Source organism: Oribacterium sp. NK2B42, assembly GCF_000424445.1.
GTDB lineage: Bacteria > Bacillota > Clostridia > Lachnospirales > Lachnospiraceae > Oribacterium.
This window is the reverse complement of the sequence record NZ_AUJX01000030.1, coordinates 18,292-40,927: the sequence shown is the minus strand read 5'-3', so window position 1 is coordinate 40,927 and position 22,636 is coordinate 18,292. Positions and strand designations below refer to the sequence as shown.

Below are 22,636 nucleotides of genomic sequence, written 5' to 3'. Positions count from 1 at the left end.
GTCCTGCGTTGATCGGGGGCTTATAAGCGATTAAGGTATTATCTATATTGGTCTATAGAAAATGATACATCTGAGGTGAGATCGTGAGAGGTACTTGCGGTCTCTTTCTCCATATATGAAAATATTATCTAACAACTAAAAATCATTGTCGGTGATCAGATTTCAGTTAGGAGATTAAATATGGACTACAGAAAATTCGAAAGCAAGATAGTTCTCAGGATTGACCGTGGCGAAGAGGTAATGTCATCCATTATGGAGCTGTGTGAAAAAGAAAAGATATTACTGGCTTCCATAGAAGGCTTAGGTGCTGCGGACCATTTGGTCATGGGACTCTATGATGTGGGCAGGCAGGAATTTAATGAAACAAGGCTGGACATTCCGCTGGAACTCACTTCCATAGTCGGAAGCGTTACGGAAATGGATGGAAAGCCTTACCTGCATGTTCATATAACAGCTGCTGATTCGGAGGGACATGCCTACGGCGGTCACCTTAAGGAAGTGCGTATCAGCGGTACAAGTGAGCTGTTTATTACAGTAATAGACGGACATGTGGGAAGAGAAAAAGATAAGATAACTGATACCGGGTTGAACCTTTTCTGTTTTGACTGATAAAAACTTCATGGAGCATATCAGGTATCAGCACAAACAAAAATGACAAATGAATCTGAACGGAATTCGAGTACGTTTGCTCTTTGTATATTGGGTGTATCGTAAATGGTTTACGTTAAGATATTTAAAAATCACATCAGCTATGAAACAGTGAATTATACATAGAAAGATGTTTTCACGCAGGAGGACAGAACCAATGAAATTACTTTTTGCATCAGACTCATTCAAGGGCACCCTTTCAAGTGACCAGACAATAGAACTTCTCACGAAGGCAGCTCACGAGGTTTTCGGAGACTGCGAAACCAGCGGCGTTCCTGTTGCTGACGGCGGTGAAGGCACCACAGAAGCAGTTGTAAAAGCCCGTAACGGAGAGATGATTAATGTTGACGTCCACGGCCCTTTGATGGAGACTGAGCACGGCTTCTACGGAAGACTTTCTGATACAGAAGCAATCCTTGAAATGGCTGCCGCATCCGGACTCCCTATGGTTCCGGAAGAGAAGAGAAATCCTTTAAACACCACAACCTACGGAACCGGTGAGCTTCTCAAGGCTGCTCTCGATGCAGGCTACAAGGAGATTGCCATCGCAATCGGCGGATCAGCTACAAATGACGGCGGAATGGGCTTTGCTTCAGCCCTCGGAGTCAGATTCTTCGATAAGGACGGCAACGTTCTGGAAGGAAAGGGAAGCGACCTCATAAAGGTAGAGCATATAGACATTAGCGGCCTTGATCCTAAGGTTAAGGATGCTCACTTTACAGTAATGTGTGATGTTACAAACCCTCTTTGCGGACCTGATGGCGCAACCTATACCTTCGGAAAGCAGAAGGGCGGTACTCCTGAAATTCTTGATGAGCTTGAAAAGGGAATGCAGAACTACCGTGATGTCATAAAGAAGGAATTCGGTATCGACGTTGATACCATCCAGGGTTCCGGTGCTGCCGGCGGTCTCGGTGCAGCTCTTAAGGTATTCCTTGATGCAGAGATGAAGTCCGGAATTGAGACAGTACTTGACCTCATCGACTTCGAAGGACGTCTTCAGGGAGTAGATGTAGTAGTTACCGGCGAAGGCCGCACAGACTGGCAGTCCTGCTTCGGAAAGGTAATGCAGGGAATCGGCGACAGATCAAAGAAGCATGGCGTTCCCGTAGCAGCTCTTTGCGGAAGCCTCGGCCGCGACTACGACAAGATCTACGCTCACGGAATCAGCTCCATCATGACAACCGTTGACGGCCCCATGCCCCTCAAGGATGCACTTGATAATGCCGAAGACCTTTACTACAAAGGCGCAATCAGAATGTTCAGATTCCTGAAGGCAGGAATGGAAATGAAAAAGTAAGCTAAAAAGTAAAAGCTCCGGAAACAAGTTATGTGAATGACTTGTTTCCGGAGCTTTTCTTACGATTGAAAGAATCTGATTATAAACGTATAATCAAATCATAGTTATATGTGTTGTGTGGTGATTAATAATATCGGGAGAGGATATGAAAAGAGATATATTAACACTTCAAGATATCATACGTGTTGTTGCCCCCATAGCACAAAAGTATGGAATAAGAGAAGTGTATTTGTTTGGGTCATATGCAAGAAAAGAGGCTAATTCCGAAAGTGATTTAGATTTTCTTGTATATGGTGGAGCCGGTTTTAAATTGACTAGAATTTTTGCTTTTGCTGAAGAATTACGTAAAGCCTTGGATAAAGATGTGGATGTATTTGAAATAAATGAAGTTAATCAGGATAGTGAGTTTTATAAAACCATAATGAAAGAGAAGGTTCTTGTTGCATGAAGTATTCAGATGAACAACGCATTAAAAAGATTTATGAAAATGCTTCAAAACTAAACGAATACATTAAGAGCAATAAAGTCACCAAAGATAGATTAATGGATGATTATGCCCTACAGTGGCTTGTAACAACCCCTTTATATAATATTGGCGAACATGCATACCATATCAGTGATGATTTCAAAAATCTTCATGCGGACATAGAGTGGAATATGATAGCCGGGTTGAGACATAGACTTATCCATGATTATGATGGAACGAATTGGAATATCATTGCAGATGTTGTTTTGGATGAAATTCCATTATTGATAGAAAAGATAAAAGAATTATCTGAATAATAATTTTAGGTTCCGGATGTAAGATATGAAACTGTCTTATATAGATTTATTGATGGAAATATTGGGGTAAGCGAAGATAGAATCATTACTTTGCTACTTTATATGGCTACGTTTATTTGATAAATCTGTGGTTGTAGATGTTCCTGACGTAATAAGATTCACCGGAGACGGTCCACGCATGTGAGAACCGTCTCCGGTGGTCTTTTAGTCCGGACAAATTGATGCTCGTTACAATCCATCAGCGAATAATGCATTATGTCAGATTAAAAACGAAATTTTAGATGCAAATGTTAATATACATGCATACAAAAGAAAACATTCAAAATATCTCGATAGAATTTATTTGGGCGTTTTTCTTTGCGGAAATATGTATTATATTTGGAAGGTATTAACCATAAAGAGCGATCAGGGGTATGTATGGAAAAGAAATCACATTTGGTTTTAATTATTTCTATAGTGACAGTAATTCTTCTGGCAATGCTTGTCGGGATACTGGTGTATTTCAATCTTCCTGCACAGCGCATCAGGCGAATGTGCCAAACGCCTTTTAATATCTTATTTCAGGGGGATCATTTAAAGCATTTTTTACAAGCTGTCATTCCCAAACTTTGAGCTTCATCCAGAGATACTTCTCTGGCTTTAGCCGGGTTCATGGTTCCACAGTTATTGCGTGAATGATACTTGGATCCGGTTGCGGAGAGCCATACTGTTCCGAGGTTACTTTGCTCCGATTTTGACGTTGACGCAGAAGCCGAAGCATTCTGCGTTATAGATTGTTGTGCAGCCAATGCCTGTGTTTGAACTGCATCGTTTACAACCCATGCACCATTAGCATCAACTATACATCCATCCGGTGTGACAGTATTTATGAGGCAATAACCGGATTCATTGAAATAGTATCGTTCAGCTATTCCATCATTGTTGCGATCAATCCATTCCCAACCGATAGCATTAGAACCATCATCCTTCAGATAACGACTTCCAAGAGCATCTTGCTGCCACTGTCCGGCAAATGCAGATATCATCATTAGGATTGAAACCATCAATGTAACAAAAAATAATTTAAAATATTTCAAGCTTATTACCCTCCTGATCCTTATATGTAATTCAAAAAACATGACTCATTTAGTTTAATTTTACTAGTATAAATTTTTCGTGCAATAGTAGCACCATTAAAAGATTATAAAAAGATCACAAAGCGCTTTGAGGTTTTAATGAGCATAGAAATGTTTACCGAGGCGCTAATATTGCTCAAGTTAATGTTCAAGTAGAAGCGTAATTAAACAAAAAAACAAAAAGCGGAACATATGTACTCGTGTATATTGACATACAAGAACTGCTGTTCTATAATATTGGCGTAGAAAGGAGTACTTTTATGTCAAAAAAAAAGAGAACAGTGAGTTACACTGCATATGATAAAGCTGTAAGAATTCTTGAAACAGAATGTGATGATGCATTGCTGCAATTTGTGAATTTTATTTTTCACGAGGATTACGATAATACTGCAAAGATAATCAGGCTACGCAATCAACACTTTGTAGAGCATACAGATGGTAAAACAGAAGAACAAATCACAGATTCACACTTTAGCATTACTTTCCGTGGAAAAACCAAGAAATATAATATGGAGTGTCAGAGTAATGGATATTCCGGGAGCATGTTGATTCGGATAATTCAATATGCGTTCCAAACTGCTATTGACGATAGCACCTACGAATATGATGAAATCAAAATCGAAATACCTCAGAGTGTATTATTTGTGCTAAGAGACAAGGGTAAGCCTCCTGAAAAAGCCAAATTCAGAATCATAACTCCGGGAGGTGAAGTATCTTACGAGGCCCCGGTGATCTGTGAGGCATGGTTCAGCATTGAAGAGATGTTTGAAAACAAATTGCATTTCTTGTTACCATTCTTTGCATTTAATCTCGAAAGCCAAATGGATATCTATGAACACGACAAAGAGAAATTAAAGGAGTTTGAGGATATATATTTCGAGGTGATTGAGCGTATACATCAGCTCCCGGAGGCTGTATTGTCGCTAAGAACCAAGGGTGTTATAATCAAGGAAATGGAAAAAGTGACCAAAAGACTTAATGAAAATAGAGTGAATGTCATCAGGAAGGTAGGTGATATAATGATGGACAGTACTTTGGAATGGCTTAGAAAATATGATGCGGCAGTTGCTGAAGGAGAGGAAACTCGGCTTGTAAGGCAGATATGTCGCAAACTTCGCAAGGGTAAAAATATTAGTCAGATAGCTGATGAACTTGAAGAGAGCGAAATCAGAGTTCAGGTCATTTGCGACACCGCAGCAGAATTCGCTCCTGACTATGATGAAGAAAAGGTGATAAAAGCAGTTCTTAATCCAGTGGAAGATTGAAGCAATTTACAGTTTATATAACGTAATTGGTTATATATATTTATATGTGAGTATAGTTTATGTGTTAAAAGACCATTGAGGAAGGTTCTCGAAAATGAGAATCATCTTCAATGGTCTTTACATTTTAAGTAAAGGGTACACCGGAAACAATCCGGTGATACTCGCCTGATATATTTTAAGATTTGTATCTTTTTAGTTTGCAAGCTTCAGGAAGAATCCTGACTGCTTAAGTGCCGGGCGAAGCGCCATATAAACCACTACAGAGACGATCAAAGAAATAACAGCATTGATACCGGATGAAACAAAATTGATAGTCAGTGAAAGATCTGCGGCAGGCTTTCCGAGAATCAGGATCTTGTACCAGTAGCCGATGATAGGGTCGGCGATGACATTGAACAGAAGACCTAAAGCGGCAGCGATAGCCGAAACCCTGAGTACGTATTTTTCATCATTGCTCGAAGTGATCTTACCGATCCTGTGAGCAACGAAACCTGTGATGAGACCGATGCATAACTTGCAGATGAGAGTCTTCGGAACAAGCGGAGCATAAACCGGATCAAAGAAATCTCCGATACTCATGCCGATTGCGCCTGCAAGACCACCAAGGGGTCCGCCGATGATCAGTGAAGCAAGAACCACAACCGCATTTCCGAGATGTATGGAAGTCATATCTCCGCCAACCGGAATCTTTATCTGCAAAAAAGTAAATACTACATACGACAGAGCCGCAAAAAGAGCCGCCAGCGAAAGCTTGTAAGTATTATTCTGAATCATAATTATTTCCTCCCCATAACTTCAAATTTTAGTTCCCCTAAGTTGATATGAATTATAGAACCTGACTGACCACATTGTAATCACCAGTTTCTAAAATTATTATATAACCAGATTCCCGATTTCTTAAAACGTAATTTCTATTGTATAATGTAATCCTAAAAAATAGATCTTATGAACCCGCCACATTTAATAAATTGGAGATCCACATGAGTCTTACCTTCGTATTCGGTGCCACCGGCGCCGGTAAAACAGAATATATCCTGCAGTATTTCCTGAAGCACGCCCCGGGGAACTTGAAAAAGAACTGGTTTCTCATAGTGCCGGAGCAGGACACCCTTGCAATGCAGAAAAAGATAACAGGACACATCCTTAATAAAGGAAACGGAATCCTGAACATAGATGTCCTTAGCTTCAACAGACTGGCCTACCGCGTGTTCGAAGAACAGAATATCCGTCTCAGCGATATGACCGTGATCGACGACATGGGAAAAGTTATGATCCTGAGAGCAGTCACGGAAAACATGAAGGACAAGCTGAAACTCTATCAGAGGGAACTGGATAAACCCGGATTCTTGAATGAACTTAAATCCCAGATATCGGAATTCTACCAGTATCGCGTCACTCCGGATATGATCGACACGGCGGCTGCACACACAGACTCTGCCTATACCAGAAGTAAACTCCATGACCTGGCTCTCATCTATCAGGGCTTTCAGGATTATATGACAGATCACGGCTATCTTACTCAGGAGGAAATCCTTGATAAGCTGTACAGAGTCATGCCGGATTCTAAGCTATTACAGGATTCCGTGGTTGCCTTCGACGGCTTCACAGGCTTCACTCCCATACAGCTAAACATCCTTGAGGAAGTACTTCCGGTGACCAAAGAAACCCTGGTGACCTGCGATGTAAGCATTGACCCTGAGGACTCCATATATGACGAAAGAGGTCCGGAGGATCTTTTCTACCTTTCCCGTCAGACCGTAAAGAAGCTTACAGCTATGGCAAAGAAGCTTGAGGTAGAGGTCACTCCGACTATAGACGTGAACCGATACGACGCAAGGACCGGAGAAACAAGAGACGCCCAAAAACCTGCATACAGGTTTGATACGGATCATGGTCATGCCTTTGATGTTATAGAAAGAAGACTGTACAGATACGGAAATAAGGAAGAAGATAAAACCGGGGCAGGAGATACCCTGGTTATTCGTGAGGCCGCAGATCAGAGACAGGAAATAGAGGCCATAGCCACAGAAATCGAGTCCCTTATCAGAAACGGGAAAATGCGTTATCAGGATATCGGAATCATCCTGACGGAGCCGGAAAGCTACAGGGACATCATATACAAGATTTTCTCGGAAGCGGATATTCCTTACTTTTTTGATGATCCCATAAGTCTTAAGGATTCGCCCTATGCGGAGATACTCTGTTCGGCACTTCTTGTCATTGATCAGAATTTCAGCTTTGATTCAGTCACCAGATATCTCAAGTCCCTGCCAAAGGATGACCCCGACGAAGAGCATGAAGTAGATGCCATGGACAATTACCTGAGAAAGACCGGCAAGCGCGGCATCGGAAAATACAGTGAAACCTGGCTTGATAAAGAGGGTAATGCTGACGAAATGGAACCCCTCCGTGATAAACTTATGAGCCCGTTACTAAAGCTTCATAAAAAGCTAAGAGGTAAGGATGCCAATGTTTCTGAGAAGATCCTTTCTCTCAAGGAATTTATGGAGGATATCAGGAGCAAAGATAAGGTACTTCTTCTTACCGAAAAACTCAGGGCTCTTGGTGACCAGAACAGAGCGGAAGCCATTCGTGAAAGTATCGGTGCCATAGATTCGGTGCTGGATCAGATGTCAAAGCTTCTGGGAACCACCTATATGTCTTCAGGAGACTTTAAAGATATCCTGGATGCCGGATTAAATCAGGCATCTGTACGAGTGATCCCGGCAACCTCCGATCAGGTGGTCATAGGAGACCTTACCCGCTCAAGATTCTCAAATCCTCTGGTATTCTTTATAGCCGGCATCACTGCTGACAGAATCCCGAAGGCTGAGAGCGATCATAAGATAATCTCAGACAGAGACAGAAAGCTCTTTGAAAATATAGGTGTTGAGCTTGCCCCCGGAAGGCTGGAGGACGCGCTGATACAGAGATTCTATATCTACAGGGCGCTGCTTAATCCCTCCGAGAGACAGATCCTTAGTTACCCTACAAAGGGCAGAGACGGAAAGGGTGTAAAGCCCTCAGGTCTTATCGGTGAGATAAAGAATATGTTCTCGGATTTATGCATAGAGAAATTGCGTGGAAAGAAAGGTCATATATATACAAAAAAGGAAGCCGAACGATTTGTTTCCAGAGAGCTTGCGGAAACAGTAGATGCCGAAATCTCAGCCGGCAGGGATTATGAAAGGATGCTGAATTTCCTAAGCATTCTAAAAAATGACGAAGAGTTCCGGGAGAAGGTGGCAAAGCTTATTTCCGGAGCATTTACACGTTATGAGGAAGCCGGACTCAAGGATGAAGTGGCCAGGGAACTGTACGGGGATATGATCACGGATTCCTCCATTACCCGGCTTGAAAAGTACAGTCAGTGTGCCTATGCACACTTTCTTCAGTACGGCCTCAGACTTAAGGAAAGAGATACCTTTGAGATACAGATGTTTGACATAGGTAATCTTTACCATGCCGCCATCGAAAAGAGCTTCAGGGATGTGGAGGCTCAGAACAGAAGCATTACCGATCTCAGTAACGAAGAGCTTTACAGTCTGACTTCGGCTAATGTTGAAGAAGTGGCAGAAGCCTATAAGTACAGCATGCTTCTCGGCACCGCAAGGAACAGATATATCATCCATAAAGCTCAGAGTATCGCAGGCACCACCATGTGGGCCCTGAGAGAGCAGTTAAGACACGGAGAGTTTTACGTTGCTGATATTGAGAAAAGCTTTGAGTACGTACGTAACGGGCTTAAGCTTAAGGGACGTATCGACCGTATCGATATCGCTCAGGATGAAGGACATGTTTATGTGAAGATCATTGATTATAAAACCGGCAGCACTGCCTTTGATCTCACGAAGGTGTATAACGGCCTTCAGCTTCAGCTTGTGACCTACATGAGCTATGCCATGACGGATTATCAAAACCGTTTTCCTGAAAAAGAGGTTCTGCCGGCAGCCATGCTTTACTACCGGATAAAGGAACCGCTTCTTGATTATGATCCCGGAAGAACTCCGGAGGACAGGGAAAAGCAGTGGCTTAATGAGCTAAAGCTGGACGGTCTTGTAAACCCGGATGCCGGGATCGTAAAGCTGCTTGACAGGGATATGTCAGATAAATCTGAAGTTGTTCCGGTCACCATGAAAAAGGGCGTGGTTGATACGGGTAAAAAGAATATTGCATCAACAAAACAGTTCGAGGCCCTGGAAAACTATGTGGATAAGCTCATGAAACAATTCTCCCGGGATATCATCTCCGGAAGAGTTGCCATAGATCCCGTAGAAATCGATAAGGATCATAATGCCTGTGACTGGTGCCCTTATCACAGCATTTGCAAATTTGATAAACGTATAAACGGATTTAAATTCAGAAAACAGATAGTTAAGGAAAGATCGGAGATATGGCAGGAGATAATGCCGGAGGAACAGCAGGATGAAGTGGACGAGTGATCAGCAAAAGGTTATAGATCATAAAGAAGGAAATCTGCTTGTGGCAGCGGCTGCGGGATCGGGAAAGACCGCAGTTCTGGTTCAGCATGTCATAAACCGGATCACAGATAAGGAGGATCCGGTATCTCTTAATGAAATGGTCATCATGACCTTCACCGATGCAGCCGCCCAGGAAATGAGAGAACGTATAAAGCTTGCAATAGAAGCCAGGCTTCAGTTAAACCCTCATGACCCGGGGCTTATCCGTGAAGCCGGAAATATCCAGAATGCCAATATCTCCACCATTGATTCCTTCTGTAAAAAGCTGATAACCGAAAATTATGCAGCCATAAATCTGGATCCGGGCTTCCGTATAGGAGATACGGGTGAGCTTAAGCTGCTTAAAAGTGATGTGATAGCAGAGATTCTGGAGGAACATTATGCTATGGAGGATAATGCAGACTTCCTTAACTTTGTGGATTCCTTCGCAACGGGTAAGGGGGATTCGGGAATCGAGGAAATCGTCCTGAAGCTTTATGAGTTTGCGGAGGCCAATCCCTGGCCTATGGAGTATCTGGACAGGTGCCTTCTGGAGGAGTCCCGGGAGGATGTTGACAAGGGCTGGGAGAAGTATTATTTTAATCAGCTTAAGCAAAGAATAAAGGACGATATCGAGACCATGGAGGATGCTCTTTCCATATGCGAGGATCCGGATGGACCGGAAAGCTATATTGAGGAATTCACCGCTGAGCTTAATGCTCTTGACAGATTGATGGAGGCTCCCGATATCAGGTCGCTTTTTGAAGGTCTGTTTTCTGTTGTCTTCGGACGACTTAAGGCGTCAAAGGCAGAGTTAAAGGATGCGGCAAAGGGTTTGAGAGACAGCGTTAAGGACGACATAAAGGGTATGCAGAAGGAGATAGTGATACCCGATCCGGAGACTCTGGCACGAATGAAAAAGGACAGCTTAAGTCATGTTACTGTCCTTATCGGTATCACGAAAGAGTTCGTCGAAAGATTTCAGGCAGAAAAGCTTAAGAGACATATGCTGGATTTCGGTGATCTCGAGCATAAGACATTGGAAATACTTTACATTTCGGATGAGGAAGGCAACAGGAGATTTTCCGCCCTCGCCGATGACCTTGCAAAACAATACCGTGAAATACTTGTGGATGAGTATCAGGATTCGAACTTCGTTCAGGAGACGCTCATTGAAGCCTTGTCTTCAGAACGTTTCGGAAGACCGGATGTTTTTCAGGTAGGAGATGTGAAGCAGTCCATCTACAGTTTCAGACAGGCAAAGCCCGAGCTGTTCCTTCGGAAGTATAATGATGTGAATTATCCTACCGTTGAGTTAAGCCAAAACTTCCGAAGCAGAAATGAAGTCATCAGTGCTTCTAATGATGTTTTCAAATGCGTTATGAAGGCCACTGTCGGAGGAATTGATTATACGGACAATGCTGCACTCCACTATGGTTTTCCCAATGCGGAGTACAGTGACATCCTGAAGCCGGAATATGAAACAGAACTTCTTCTAATGGAGAATCCCGGCAAAGATGCGGAAACCTCATCGGAAGAATCTTCAGGTAAAGAAGACCCTGCGAACAAGGAAGTACCTGGGAACAAGGAAGAACCGGCGAGCAAGGAAGAATTCATGAGCAGGGAAGATCCAATGAGCAAGGAAGAAGCAGAAGCGCGGATGATAGCTCACAGGATTCATGAGCTTCATTTCGGCGCAGAAGAAATTCCCTACAGAGACATTGTTATACTTACAAGATCCCCGGGGGCCTGGGCGGATACCATTGTGGATGTGCTTAATGAAGAGGGCATCCCGGCATATTGCACCAGCATTGAAGGCTACTTCAATACTGTAGAAGTTGAGACCATTCTTTCAATGCTTAATGTTATAGATAATCCGGAGCAGGATATCGCTCTGGCTGCCATTATGCATTCAGCCATATATGATTTCAGCGATGATGAAATGGCAGAGATAGTGGCTTCCAGAGGAACATTGCAGCCCTTATACAGGGGACTTCTTGCAGAAAAAGAAGAGTCGGAGCTGGCACTCCCTGAGAAGGAATTGACAACGGAGGAGCTGTGGGAGAGAGATGCGGAGGTATATGGTATCTATGCTGTTTTGGACGAAAAGAAGGTTTCTTCTTCTGAACCTTTGAGAGATGAGCTGGCCAGAAAACTTCTGTCATTTTATAAGGATATAGAAAGCTACAGGCAGATGTCCCGATATCTTTCCATTCATGAGATCCTTTACAGAATATATGACGAGACCGGCTACTATAATTACGTTACAGCCATGCCTTCCGGAAACAGACGAAAGGCCAATCTTGATGCGCTTGTGGATATGGCATTATCCTTTGAAAAAACCTCTTATAAGGGTTTGTTCGATTACATCAGATACATTGAAAAACTGAAAAAATATGACAATGACCAGGGAGAATCTTCGGTTTATTCGGATCAGGATGACCTTGTGAGGATCATGTCTATTCATAAATCAAAAGGACTTCAGTTCCCGGTTGTGTTTTTGTCGGGACTTGGACGAAGGTTCAATAAACAGGATCTCAGGAACAAGGTACTTGTGGATTCGGAATACGGAATAGGCTTTGATTATGTGGATCTTCAGGAAAAGGTAAAGGTACCTGCATTAAAAAAACAGGCACTGAAACTGAAGCTTGAGACAGAACTGCTGGGAGAGGAGCTAAGAGTACTTTATGTAGGCATGACCCGTGCGGTTGATAAGCTGATACTGACAGCCGGAACACAGGATCTGCAGAAACTGCTGGACAAGTATGCCGAGGCGGGAAAAGGCCTCAGTATCTCAACCATAAGAAGTGCCTCCTGCTTTCTTGACTGGATCATGATGGCAGAAGGAGCCAGAAAGCTTTGCGATGAATCAGGAGAAAGAAGCATTAACGAACCTGTAAAGCTGAAAAAATACGACATGGAAATGCTTAAGAAGATAATGGCCGAAAAGGATCAAAGCTTCACGGAACAGCAGAAATCCCTTATCGGACAGATCAATAAGGTGGATCCGGAAAGCTCTGATTATAAAGCGATACTTGAGGATTTTTCATATGTTTATCCTTATATAGAATCCACAACCCTATATCCAAAGCATTCGGTTTCAGAGCTTAAAGAAGTGGAGATCGAGAAGTTTGAAGAGGAGAGAAAGGCTCAGGGACAGGAGCATTGGCATATAAAGGCAGATAATTCGGATACAGAAGTGAGGTACAATATCACCGATAATCATAGTTCTACGGATATAGATAAGCAGAATGGCAATCTGGCAGATAGTCAGAACGATTTTACTAATGGCGTAGAGACTTTAGGTAAGCAGGGGATTTTCGATGACCAGGTGGAAACAACTATCAAGGAAGGCAACTTTCCGGCAACAGAGAAACACTATAGTGAGAAAGCAGGAGCCGATGTTGGTGATGCGTATCACCATGCCTTTGAGAAATATGATTACAGTGATGATCCCGGTCATTTCATGGATCAGCTGAGAGAAAAACTTCCCGAAAACGAAATCGAACTCATAAAAGATTATCGTTTTAAAACCTTTCTTCAGTCTGAGCTTGCGGAAAGATTCCGGGAAGCACAGAAAACCGATGTTCTGTTCCGGGAACAGCACTTTATGCTGCGACTTCCCCACAACGAACTTTTCGAAGGAAGCACTATTTCAGAAGATGTTCTGTTACAGGGGATAATCGACGCCTTCTTCCTGGAAGACGATGAAATCGTACTGGTGGATTATAAAACCGATCATGTCCGTGACGCAGACACCCTCGTCGGACGGTATAAAAAACAGCTTGACCTCTACGCCCGCGCGTTGGAATCAATCACAGGGAAAACAGTAAAGGAAAAGCTGATATATTCAGTGATACTGGGAAAAACCATATCGGTCTGAGCATAGAAAAAAATATGACACGCAGATAACCGGAATTAAATTAACTGCGTGTCATATTCACTTTACTAATCTAAAGGTTCTACCTCATCATTCTTTGCGATGATAATCTCCTTAGCGTAAGGCAGTGTCTCGATCCACTCACAGAATGTGTGCCACTCATCAAGCTTATGAGTACGACGTGCGAAATAAATATTGATAAGAGTTTCATAATTCAGAGTAACCGTTCTCATCTGGTTATAAGATGACGGAATCATCTGGATGAGATCATACCAGTCCTCCTTGTTTTTACCCTCTTCCATGTAGCGAACACGGATCTTCTCGATTTCAGCGATATAATCCTTCATGATCTTCTCGGCATCCAGTGTGAGATGGTCATGAGAAAAATCATCATATTCGATAGGCTTACTGTGGATCTTATGCATGGTTGAAGTTGAGTTTGCAACTGTTGCAACCTTGTAGGTATCATACTCCTTCCACCAGTAAAGAGGAGCAGTGATATCGCAGCAAACCATGATCATACGGACATATTTACGGTGATCCGAACCTGCAACACGAAGGCGCTTTGCAAGTGAAAGATCGTTAGGTCCGAGAATGTAGTCACCATTGTCATCATAGGAGCTGTCGGAACGTGCCCAGGAATTCAATGGATTACGAGCGCCACGCATGGCATTCTCGAGATTCATCACAGAAGTTCTCTCAATCTTAATCATAATTACCTCTTTTCCGCATCAGAATCAAAAAATTTACAATTCTGATATATCTAATCACTATTTCTATATATTCTAACAAATATTCAAAGAAAATGATAGGATAGTGATTTATATAACAATAATCCGGATAATAATATCTGTAACAGTTCAGCCGGTGGACCACTAACCCCGTCCCCATGGTCCACCGGCTGAACTGTTACTAATATCTGATTGGAAAGAGTGTTGGTTATGTCAGGATTTGAAAAAGGATTGATGCAATAGTTCGTGTGCAATATCTTTAAATTATAGTTCTGTTAAGATATTTTTATATGTAAATATGTACAAAAATACAAGGTAAATTTCGTATAACAGTTAATTGTTAATTAATTGTCATACTGCTGAGCCGGTGATATAATAGCTGAGAACGTTAAATAAATAACATTCTATTTACTATATCAATTCCAAAAGGAGATAACGTCATGGCAAGATTTTGTTTACCAAGAGATTTGTATCATGGAAAAGGATCATTAGCAGAGCTTAAGAACTTCAAGGGTAAGAGAGCTATGATCTGCGTTGGTGGTGGATCAATGAAGAAGTTCGGTTTCCTTCAAAGAGCAGAAGATTATTTAAAGGAAGCAGGATTTGAGGTTGAGATCTTCGAAGGTATCGAGTCAGATCCTTCTGTTGAGACTGTTATGAGAGGTGCAGAGGCTATGGCTAAGTTCCAGCCTGACTGGATCGTTGCCATCGGCGGCGGATCACCTATAGATGCTGCAAAGGCTATGTGGATCAAGTATGAGTATCCTGATTGCACATTTGAAGATATGTGCAAGGTATTCGGTATCCCTGAGCTTCGTCACAAGGCTCATTTCTGTGCTGTATCTTCAACTTCAGGAACAGCTACAGAGGTGACAGCATTCTCGATCATCACAAATTATGCTAATGGTGTTAAGTATCCTATCGCTGATTTCGAGATCACACCGGATGTTGCCATCGTAGATCCGGATCTTGCCGAGACTATGCCAAAGAAACTGGTTGCACATACCGGAATGGATGCCATGACACATGCCATTGAGGCTTATGTTTCAACAGCCAACTGTGACTATACGGATCCTCTTGCCATTCATGCAATCGAGATGATCCAGGAGCACCTTGTCAAGTCTTACAATGAGGACATGGCTTCACGTGATGCTATGCACAATGCTCAGTGCCTTGCAGGTATGGCATTCTCCAATGCTCTTCTCGGAATCGTACATTCCATGGCTCATAAGACAGGTGCTGCTTTTGCTGATTACGGTGCACACATCATCCATGGTGCTGCAAATGCTATGTACCTTCCAAAGGTTATCGCTTTCAATGCAAAGGATGAGACAGCAAAGAAGAGATACGGTGTTATCGCTGATTATATGCACCTTGGCGGTTCAAACGATGACGAGAAGGTTGAGCTTCTTATCAAGTATCTCCGCAAGATGAATGATGATATGAACATTCCTCACTGCATCAAGAATTACGGCAAGGATTCATATCCTACAGAACAGGGCTTTGTTCCTGAGGAAGTATTCCTTGAGAGACTTCCAAAGATTGCTGAACTTGCCATCGGCGATGCATGTACAGGATCAAATCCCCGTCAGCCGTCTCAGGAAGAGATGGAGAAGCTTCTTAAGTGCTGTTACTATGACACAGAAGTGGATTTTTGATTTACAATTACCGGTTGATATTACATAGCGGGAAGGAGGGGCAGTGCCCCTCCTTTTTGCATGCATAATTTCTATCACATTCGAATAGAGACCATCGGGGACGGTTCTCGACAGCGAGAACCGTCCCAATGTCATTCAGATAATGGGACCCCCCCTTGCCAAATTATATCTATTTAGATCAGAGGTGAAATACCCTCTGATTTTTTTATGCCTTAAATACAGCCTTCCTCTCATTTCGCCCACCCCATTCACGTTTACATTAACCGATATGTGACGGCCCCACCCCAGCTCATGAGGGAAGGCTGAACATATTGAAAATCAAAAGAAAATAGTTCGATTTTTTTCACAAAAAAGCTTGACAAATCAACGAAAAAATGCGGCCCGCCTTGTTAGAAACTACTTTTTTGGAGGTACTGAAATGATACATTTTTCTGTTGACGATGTACGTCAAGAACTATTTTCTTCAATTAATTCACTGCTCGATGAAAGGGATGCTCTTCTATATAATCCCGCTTCAAGTTTTACTCGTAAAAAGAAGATATCCTTTTTGCAGACCGTTCTTTTTACCATGACAATCGGATCCGGCGATGCAAATGAAGAGCTCCTGTCTTTCTTTGGAGAAGATGAAACTCCTTATCCTTCTGCTATGATCCAGAGGCGCAGCCAGATAAAGCCTAAAGCGTTTGTCAGATTATTTGATTGTTTTACCGAACGGATTCCCCTCAATGAATTTTTTATGGGATATCAGCTCGTTGCCTGCGATGGGACAAGACTCAATCTCCCTTACAATCCTTCTGATTCCTACACTTTTTATACTCCCGTGAAAGAACGAAAAGGTCTAAACCAGCTGCATATGAGTTCACTTTATGACCCACTGAATGATGTTTTTCTGGATGTGTTCCTGCAGAGCGTTCCACAAATGGATGAAAAGGCTGCATTCTGTGAGCTTCTTGATAAAAACAGACTTCAAGATAAAGCAAGAAAGAGGATTTATATGGGAGACCGTGGATATGCGTCATTCAATGTTTTTGCACACGCAATCCACAACAACCAGTTCTTCCTTATCAGAATGTCGGAATCAAATGTCAAAACTTTATGTCCGGATCTGGGAAATTGGCTGTATGGTGAGCATGTAGACAGAGAAGTGACCATAAACATTGGTCGCCGTAATACTAAGAAAAACTGTCAGTTCGAGAATTATCACCTGATCAAATCCACACGTTATGATTACGCCAAAGCCGGATCAGATGAGATAGATACGTTGAAATTCCGAATACTGAAATTCCCCATCGGAAAATGTTCGTTCGAGTACATTGCTACAAACCTTCCTGTCTATTCTTTCGGCGAAGCCGTAATAAAAAAGCTCTATCACTTGCGGTGGAATGAGGAAACTGCTTTTAGACATCTGAAATATGCCGGAAAGATGGTGAAACTACATTCACTGAAGCCTGATTTCACCATACAGGAGATTTATGCAAAGCTGACAATGTATAACTTTTCATCTTTTATCATGAAAGAAACTGCACCGGATAAAAAGACAGGTAAGTATACCTATAAAGTAAATCACACTCAGGCACAAAAGTCCTGCGTTAAATACCTAAAAGGTATTATTAAGGATTTAGAGAAGCTGATATTGAAACACTATGTACCAGTCCGACTGGATAGGAAATTTGACCGATTACTCCGACGACAGTCGGCTGATACATTAAACTACAGATAAATCCTTAAAAACAGAATACTTTCATCGAAACAGCCATAACCGACTGTTTGTTTGCTGTACCCAGAATTTAATCTGGACCTGCAAAGTGTTATTTTTGAAGCATATCCGCAAGGAATTTATCGCGAAACCCATTATACACCAATTTAGGGCATTGAGTAATCTGAATGACATTGGAACCGTCCCCGATGGATAGTACCCGGTAAATAAAAAACACCGATTGAGGATCAAATAAATCTTCAATCGGTGTTTGCTTTTTATGTCAGAAACGGAAGAAACAGATCCGCAAGACCCAGGAAAATAAAGAATCCCAGGACGTCTGTTGCCGTAGTAACAAATATACTGGAGGCCAATGCCGGATCAGCATGAAGCTTATCAAGGATCAGCGGAACCAGGAATCCGAATATTCCTGAAACCATGAGGTTTCCTATCATTGCAAGGAAAATGATAAGTCCGAGGAAAGCATTGCCATAAACCAGGGAAACGATGATTCCTGTAACGAGTCCTGTGGCGGCTCCGTCTACAACCCCTAGAAAAATTTCCTTGACGAAGGATTTCCAGTTTTCCTTGAAATCCACATCTCCGTTTGAAAGTTCTCTGACCATTACGGACATGGTCTGGGTGCCTGCATTACCGCCCATACCTGAAACGATGGTCATGGTTGCGGAGAGCGCGACCACCTGAGCTATGGTGGATTCAAAAATCTTAACTGTAAAGGATGCAAGGAACGCGGTAAGAAGGTTTACCAAAAGCCAGGGAAGACGTAAACGCGCCGATTCCCAAAGAGTGGTATCGAGGCCTTCCTCTGCTGAAGTTCCTCCCAGGTGAGCGATATCCTCATCGTGCTCCTCATTGATGACATCGATGATATCATCAACGGTGATGATTCCGAGAATGGAACCCTTGCTTGAAACCACCGGAATAGCCTGCAGGTCATACTTTGAAACAACCTGGGCAACCTCCTCCTGATCAACTTCCGGCTCAACTGAAACCACCTGGTCATCCATGATATCGCAAAGCTTTGTGTTTCTCGGTGAACTCAGAAGATCCCTCAGGTCAACGGTTCCCACCAGCTTTTTCAGACGATCCTCATCTGTTACATATATGGTTTCGATAACTTCTGTCTTTGGACCTATATCTCTGATGGTGTCCAGGGCCTCTGCACAGGTTCTGTCCTCACGAAGAGCGATATACTCTGTCGTCATGATACCGCCTGCACTGTCATCAGGATACTGAAGGAGAGTATGAATGATCTTTCGGTCGCCGGACTTCATACGGTTAAGAAGTCTCTTACGACGGGCGATCTCCATTTCTCCAAGGATATCAACGATATCGTCCTTTGACATGTCCTCGAACATTTCAAGGAGAGTATCATCAGGAAGGTGATCTCCGATACGCTGACGTGTATCATCGTCAGCTTCCTCCATGATCTCGGTCAGCTGTTCGGTATTAAGGAACTCAGGGAGCTTCTCAATGTCTTCATCATCAAGATCATCAATCTCTTCAACGAAGTCCGCAGGCTGCATGTCTTCGTAGTACTCACTGATGTCCTGCTTGTTACCTTCATCAATGAGATCCTCGAGTTCGTCCTCATCCTCCTCTTCATCATCCGGCGTATCATCGAATTCGTCGGAATCGGTATGGATGAGATTACGGTCTTCATTATCCTTTTTGTTTTCGTCAGGGATGGATTCTATAAGATCGGTGAGGTTGGGTTTTGATTCTTCAGGAAATTCAGGTTCCTGATCCTCCTCCATAGCCTCGGCCTGGGCTTTCAGAAAGGCCCTTCTGCTTGCGAGAGCTGCCTCATCATTTGCTACAGGAATCTCTGCATCTTTGGTTTTCCGGTCCTGAACAAGCTCTGTATCCTGGTTTTTCAGTTTGTCCATAATGCACCTCCTGTAGTTAAAAAATCATATCCACGAACTTTAATTTTAAAATAAATCTCCGGTTTGGGCAACTTGTTTTAATTACAAAAAAGATGATTGTAAATCATTGTAATATGTAGATCAGAGCCAGAGGGCATCCATTTACATACGTTGAGCTACGGCGTTGATAAATCATAATCGGCCCCCTTAGAACCACTTGGTTCCCTTTTCCTTAGCTCCCTCGCCAAGTCAGATGTTGTCATAAAGAGAACTCTGACATTGGCGAGGGCCTAGTGGTTCTTAGGGGGCCGATTATAGATTTATCCGCCGGAGCGACTCGTATGTAAATGGATGCTCTCTGGCTCTTAGTCATTTACACCATTGTATACAGCATTTTTTTGTATTTTTTGTTAAAATCGTCACAATGTTGTTAAAAATTTATTGTTATCTCGGTACAAAATGATTATAATTAGGACGTTGCGATAGGGAATTAAGTATGGAGGCTTAAAGACCATAAACTATTGCAAATTCGATAAAACGCGTGGAGGAGATCATGTACGAAATAACCAAAGTTGAGCACTTAGTTGATAAAGACTGGCTCATGGTCGTAAAGGCACCTTTTGTTGCAAAGAAATGCGAACCCGGTCAGTTTTTGATTGTAAAGCTCGGTGAGCTTGGTGAGAGAATTCCATTAACTATTGCAGATTACGATAGAAAAGAAGGTACTATCACTATCGTATTCCAGGTAGTTGGTGCATCTACAGAGAAGATGAGCCATCTTAAAGTAGGAGACTGCTTTACAGACGTTGTGGGACCTCTCGGAAAGCCATCTGAGTTGATAGATACCCCGATAGAAGAGCTGAAGAAGCAGTCTATCATATTCATAGCCGGCGGTGTAGGAGCAGCTCCTGTATATCCACAGGTTAAGTGGCTCCATGAGCACGGAGTAGAGGCAGATGTTATCCTCGGTGCAAGAAACAAGGATCTTCTTATCATGGAAGATGATCTTCGTAAGGTAGCTGCCAATGTTTATGTATGTACAGATGATGGTTCATACGGTGACAAGGGTGTCGTTACCGATATTCTTAAGAAACTTGTTAATGAGCAGGGCAAGAAGTACACACAGTGTATCGCTATCGGACCTGTTATCATGATGAAGTTTGCATGCCTTACAACAAAGGATCTAGGAATCCCGACTATCGTTTCCATGAACCCTATCATGATCGATGGAACAGGTATGTGCGGTGCCTGCAGACTTATCGTAGGTGATGAAGTTAAGTTCGCATGTGTTGACGGACCTGAGTTTGACGGTCATCTGGTTAACTTTGACCTTGCTATGAAGCGTCAGAGACAGTACATGGATGAAGAAGGCAGAGCTATGCTGGCATTACAGGAGGGTTCAACACACTCCGGCGGCTGCGAAGCAGATAAATAATCGGGGAGGCACAAAATGAACAATTCTATGACAAGAGTTCCTGTTCGTGAGCAGGAGCCTAAGGTAAGAGCAACAAACTTTGAAGAAGTATGTCTTGGATATAATGATGAGGAAGCTAAGCTTGAGGCTGAAAGATGCCTTAATTGTAAGAATCCTCTTTGCATGAAGGGATGCCCTGTTTCTATTCATATTCCTGATTTTATCACTAAGGTTAAAGAGGGAGATATCGCAGGTGCTGCCGATGTTATAGCATTATCTTCTGCACTTCCTGCAGTCTGCGGACGTGTATGTCCTCAGGAAACACAGTGCGAGGGCAAGTGTGTAAGAGGCATCAAGGGTGAGCCGGTTTCCATCGGTAAGCTTGAGAGATATGTTGCCGACTGGGCAAGAGAGCATGATTATGTAGCTGCAAAGGCAGGAGAGCCAAACGGCAAGAAGGTCGCAGTTATCGGTTCAGGTCCCGCAGGTCTTACCTGTGCGGGAGACCTTGCTAAGCTTGGCTATGATGTCACTATTTTCGAGGCATTCCATCAGCCCGGCGGCGTTCTGGTTTACGGTATACCTGAGTTCCGTCTTCCAAAGGACCGCGTAGTTCGTCCTGAGATCGAAAACGTTAAGAAGCTGGGTGTTAAGATTGATACCAATGTTATCGTTGGACGTTCTCTCACAATTGATGAGCTTCTTAATGAGGAAGGCTTCGATGCAGTATTTATCGGATCAGGTGCAGGACTTCCTAAGTTCATGAATATTCCCGGTGAGACTGCAAACGGAGTTTATTCAGCAAACGAGTTCCTTACTCGTAACAACCTTATGAAGGCATTCCTTAAGGAAGCTGATACCCCTATCAAGGTTGGCAAGAAGGTTGTAGTTGTAGGCGGCGGAAACGTAGCAATGGACGCTGCAAGAACAGCACTTCGTCTCGGAGCTGAGGTTCATGTAGTTTACAGACGTTCGGAAGAAGAGCTTCCTGCAAGAGTTGAAGAGGTTCATCACGCTAAGGAGGAGGGTATCATCTTTGATCTTCTCCAGAATCCTGTTGAGATCTATGCTGATGAAAATGACTGGGTTAAGGGCGTAAAGATCCAGAGAATGCAGCTCGGAGAGCCTGATGCATCCGGCAGAAGAAGACCTGAGCCTATTCCGGGTGATGTATATGATCTTGAGTGTGATATGGTTATCATGTCCCTCGGAACATCACCTAACCCTCTTATCAAGCAGACAACAGAGGGGCTTGATACTAACAAACATGGCTGTATCATAGCCAAGGAAGAGAACGGTGAGACTTCCAGGAAGGCTGTATTTGCCGGCGGTGATGCAGTTACCGGTGCAGCAACAGTTATTCTCGCAATGGGCGCAGGAAAGGCAGCTGCAAAGGGTATCGACGATTTCCTTAATGGCAGAAGCTGATGTAAAGTCATCAGACTATAGATTGATCTAAAATATATGAATGGGTGGTTCAGTAAGTTAGTTCCTCAAACGGAGGATACACACTGAACCGCCCATTTTTTATATCATCAGAATCACCGGGGAAAGATCTCGTCAGAAAGAAGCGTCCTTGAAGTGTAAACACACTAAATTTAAACACTATAATGAGGAAGTACTTCCTTAAATGAAAGTATACCTTTTTGCCATGATAAGGCGAAATTTAACAATTGTTTTCAAATATTATTATTTTTCTTTATATAGTGTCGACGAAGTAAATATGACGGGTTTGAAGTCCCTGTCTGGCAGGATATCAATAAGTGATTCTCAGACCGAATAATGATTTTGAAAGGA

Annotated in this window: 15 protein-coding genes; 11 read left to right on the top strand and 4 right to left on the bottom strand. The window is 42.8% G+C overall.

Annotation, left to right across the window (positions count from 1 at the left end):
* Window positions 1–180 precede the first annotated feature (180 nt).
* The 4 genes from G625_RS0108950 (at window position 181) to G625_RS0108935 (ending at window position 2,731) form a co-directional block, all read left to right on the top strand.
* Window positions 181–609 (top strand): PPC domain-containing DNA-binding protein, encoded by a 429-nt coding sequence (locus G625_RS0108950; protein ID WP_029200855.1) that lies wholly within the window; start codon window positions 181–183, stop codon window positions 607–609.
* A 196-nt stretch (window positions 610–805) separates the two neighbouring features.
* The gene (locus tag G625_RS0108945) at window positions 806–1,948 is read left to right on the top strand and encodes a glycerate kinase family protein (protein ID WP_029200854.1); all 1,143 of its coding nucleotides are present in this window, start codon (window positions 806–808) and stop codon (window positions 1,946–1,948) included.
* A gap of 145 nt (window positions 1,949–2,093) precedes the next feature.
* Window positions 2,094–2,396, top strand: coding sequence for a nucleotidyltransferase family protein (locus tag G625_RS0108940; RefSeq protein WP_029200853.1), 303 nt, complete (start codon window positions 2,094–2,096; stop codon window positions 2,394–2,396).
* Window positions 2,393–2,731, top strand: coding sequence for a HepT-like ribonuclease domain-containing protein (locus G625_RS0108935; RefSeq protein WP_029200852.1), 339 nt, complete (start codon window positions 2,393–2,395; stop codon window positions 2,729–2,731). Before G625_RS0108940 ends, G625_RS0108935 begins: the two co-directional genes overlap by 4 nt.
* 569 nt (window positions 2,732–3,300) lie before the next feature.
* On the opposite strand, the gene G625_RS23045 is transcribed toward G625_RS0108935, so the two are convergent.
* On the bottom strand, window positions 3,301–3,807 hold the full coding sequence (locus tag G625_RS23045; protein WP_049895820.1) for a hypothetical protein: 507 nt from the start codon (window positions 3,805–3,807) through the stop codon (window positions 3,301–3,303).
* 299 nt (window positions 3,808–4,106) lie between these two features.
* On the opposite strand from G625_RS23045, the gene G625_RS19105 reads away from it, so the two are divergent.
* Window positions 4,107–5,111 carry a hypothetical protein gene (locus G625_RS19105; protein WP_044932120.1) on the top strand — a complete coding sequence of 335 codons (1,005 nt, stop codon included), beginning with the start codon at window positions 4,107–4,109 and terminating at the stop codon, window positions 5,109–5,111.
* 192 nt (window positions 5,112–5,303) lie between these two features.
* Here G625_RS19105 and G625_RS0108920 read toward each other — a convergent pair whose 3' ends face one another.
* Entirely contained in the window at window positions 5,304–5,885 is a 582-nt protein-coding gene (locus G625_RS0108920) for an ECF transporter S component (RefSeq protein ID WP_044932118.1), read from the bottom strand.
* Between the two features lie 206 nt (window positions 5,886–6,091).
* Between G625_RS0108920 and G625_RS0108915 the strand changes: the two genes are divergently transcribed.
* Together G625_RS0108915 and addA are read left to right on the top strand one after the other, a co-directional pair.
* Window positions 6,092–9,553 carry a PD-(D/E)XK nuclease family protein gene (locus G625_RS0108915; RefSeq protein ID WP_029200850.1) on the top strand — a complete coding sequence of 1,154 codons (3,462 nt, stop codon included), beginning with the start codon at window positions 6,092–6,094 and terminating at the stop codon, window positions 9,551–9,553.
* The gene (addA, locus tag G625_RS0108910) at window positions 9,537–13,454 is read left to right on the top strand and encodes a helicase-exonuclease AddAB subunit AddA (protein ID WP_029200849.1); all 3,918 of its coding nucleotides are present in this window, start codon (window positions 9,537–9,539) and stop codon (window positions 13,452–13,454) included. Before G625_RS0108915 ends, addA begins: the two co-directional genes overlap by 17 nt.
* Window positions 13,455–13,519: 65 nt before the next feature.
* Here the strand turns inward: addA and G625_RS0108905 are convergent, their stop codons facing one another.
* Window positions 13,520–14,164 carry a hypothetical protein gene (locus tag G625_RS0108905; protein ID WP_029200848.1) on the bottom strand — a complete coding sequence of 215 codons (645 nt, stop codon included), beginning with the start codon at window positions 14,162–14,164 and terminating at the stop codon, window positions 13,520–13,522.
* Between the two features lie 458 nt (window positions 14,165–14,622).
* On the opposite strand from G625_RS0108905, the gene G625_RS0108900 reads away from it, so the two are divergent.
* Window positions 14,623–15,840 (top strand): iron-containing alcohol dehydrogenase, encoded by a 1,218-nt coding sequence (locus G625_RS0108900; RefSeq protein WP_029200847.1) that lies wholly within the window; start codon window positions 14,623–14,625, stop codon window positions 15,838–15,840.
* Between the two features lie 418 nt (window positions 15,841–16,258).
* Window positions 16,259–17,560 (top strand): IS4 family transposase, encoded by a 1,302-nt coding sequence (locus G625_RS0108895; protein WP_029200846.1) that lies wholly within the window; start codon window positions 16,259–16,261, stop codon window positions 17,558–17,560.
* 254 nt (window positions 17,561–17,814) lie between these two features.
* Here the strand turns inward: G625_RS0108895 and mgtE are convergent, their stop codons facing one another.
* On the bottom strand, window positions 17,815–19,104 hold the full coding sequence (mgtE, locus tag G625_RS0108890) for a magnesium transporter (RefSeq protein ID WP_442852569.1): 1,290 nt from the start codon (window positions 19,102–19,104) through the stop codon (window positions 17,815–17,817).
* 874 nt (window positions 19,105–19,978) lie between these two features.
* Between mgtE and G625_RS0108885 the strand changes: the two genes are divergently transcribed.
* The gene (locus G625_RS0108885; RefSeq protein WP_029200844.1) at window positions 19,979–20,860 is read left to right on the top strand and encodes a sulfide/dihydroorotate dehydrogenase-like FAD/NAD-binding protein; all 882 of its coding nucleotides are present in this window, start codon (window positions 19,979–19,981) and stop codon (window positions 20,858–20,860) included.
* A 15-nt stretch (window positions 20,861–20,875) separates the two neighbouring features.
* Entirely contained in the window at window positions 20,876–22,267 is a 1,392-nt protein-coding gene (gene gltA, locus G625_RS0108880; protein ID WP_029200843.1) for an NADPH-dependent glutamate synthase, read from the top strand.
* The last annotated feature ends 369 nt before the right edge of the window (window positions 22,268–22,636 follow it).

Coding starts and splice junctions, on each gene's coding strand:
- G625_RS0108915 (WP_029200850.1), top strand. CDS start 6,092: ATGAGTCTTACCTTCGTATTCGGTGCCACCGGCGCCGGTAAAACAGAA.
- G625_RS0108935 (WP_029200852.1), top strand. CDS start 2,393: ATGAAGTATTCAGATGAACAACGCATTAAAAAGATTTATGAAAATGCT.
- G625_RS0108950 (WP_029200855.1), top strand. CDS start 181: ATGGACTACAGAAAATTCGAAAGCAAGATAGTTCTCAGGATTGACCGT.
- G625_RS0108920 (WP_044932118.1), bottom strand. CDS start 5,885: ATGATTCAGAATAATACTTACAAGCTTTCGCTGGCGGCTCTTTTTGCG.
- G625_RS0108895 (WP_029200846.1), top strand. CDS start 16,259: ATGATACATTTTTCTGTTGACGATGTACGTCAAGAACTATTTTCTTCA.
- gltA (WP_029200843.1), top strand. CDS start 20,876: ATGAACAATTCTATGACAAGAGTTCCTGTTCGTGAGCAGGAGCCTAAG.
- G625_RS0108945 (WP_029200854.1), top strand. CDS start 806: ATGAAATTACTTTTTGCATCAGACTCATTCAAGGGCACCCTTTCAAGT.
- G625_RS0108905 (WP_029200848.1), bottom strand. CDS start 14,164: ATGATTAAGATTGAGAGAACTTCTGTGATGAATCTCGAGAATGCCATG.
- G625_RS0108940 (WP_029200853.1), top strand. CDS start 2,094: ATGAAAAGAGATATATTAACACTTCAAGATATCATACGTGTTGTTGCC.
- G625_RS0108900 (WP_029200847.1), top strand. CDS start 14,623: ATGGCAAGATTTTGTTTACCAAGAGATTTGTATCATGGAAAAGGATCA.
- G625_RS0108885 (WP_029200844.1), top strand. CDS start 19,979: ATGTACGAAATAACCAAAGTTGAGCACTTAGTTGATAAAGACTGGCTC.
- addA (WP_029200849.1), top strand. CDS start 9,537: ATGAAGTGGACGAGTGATCAGCAAAAGGTTATAGATCATAAAGAAGGA.
- G625_RS19105 (WP_044932120.1), top strand. CDS start 4,107: ATGTCAAAAAAAAAGAGAACAGTGAGTTACACTGCATATGATAAAGCT.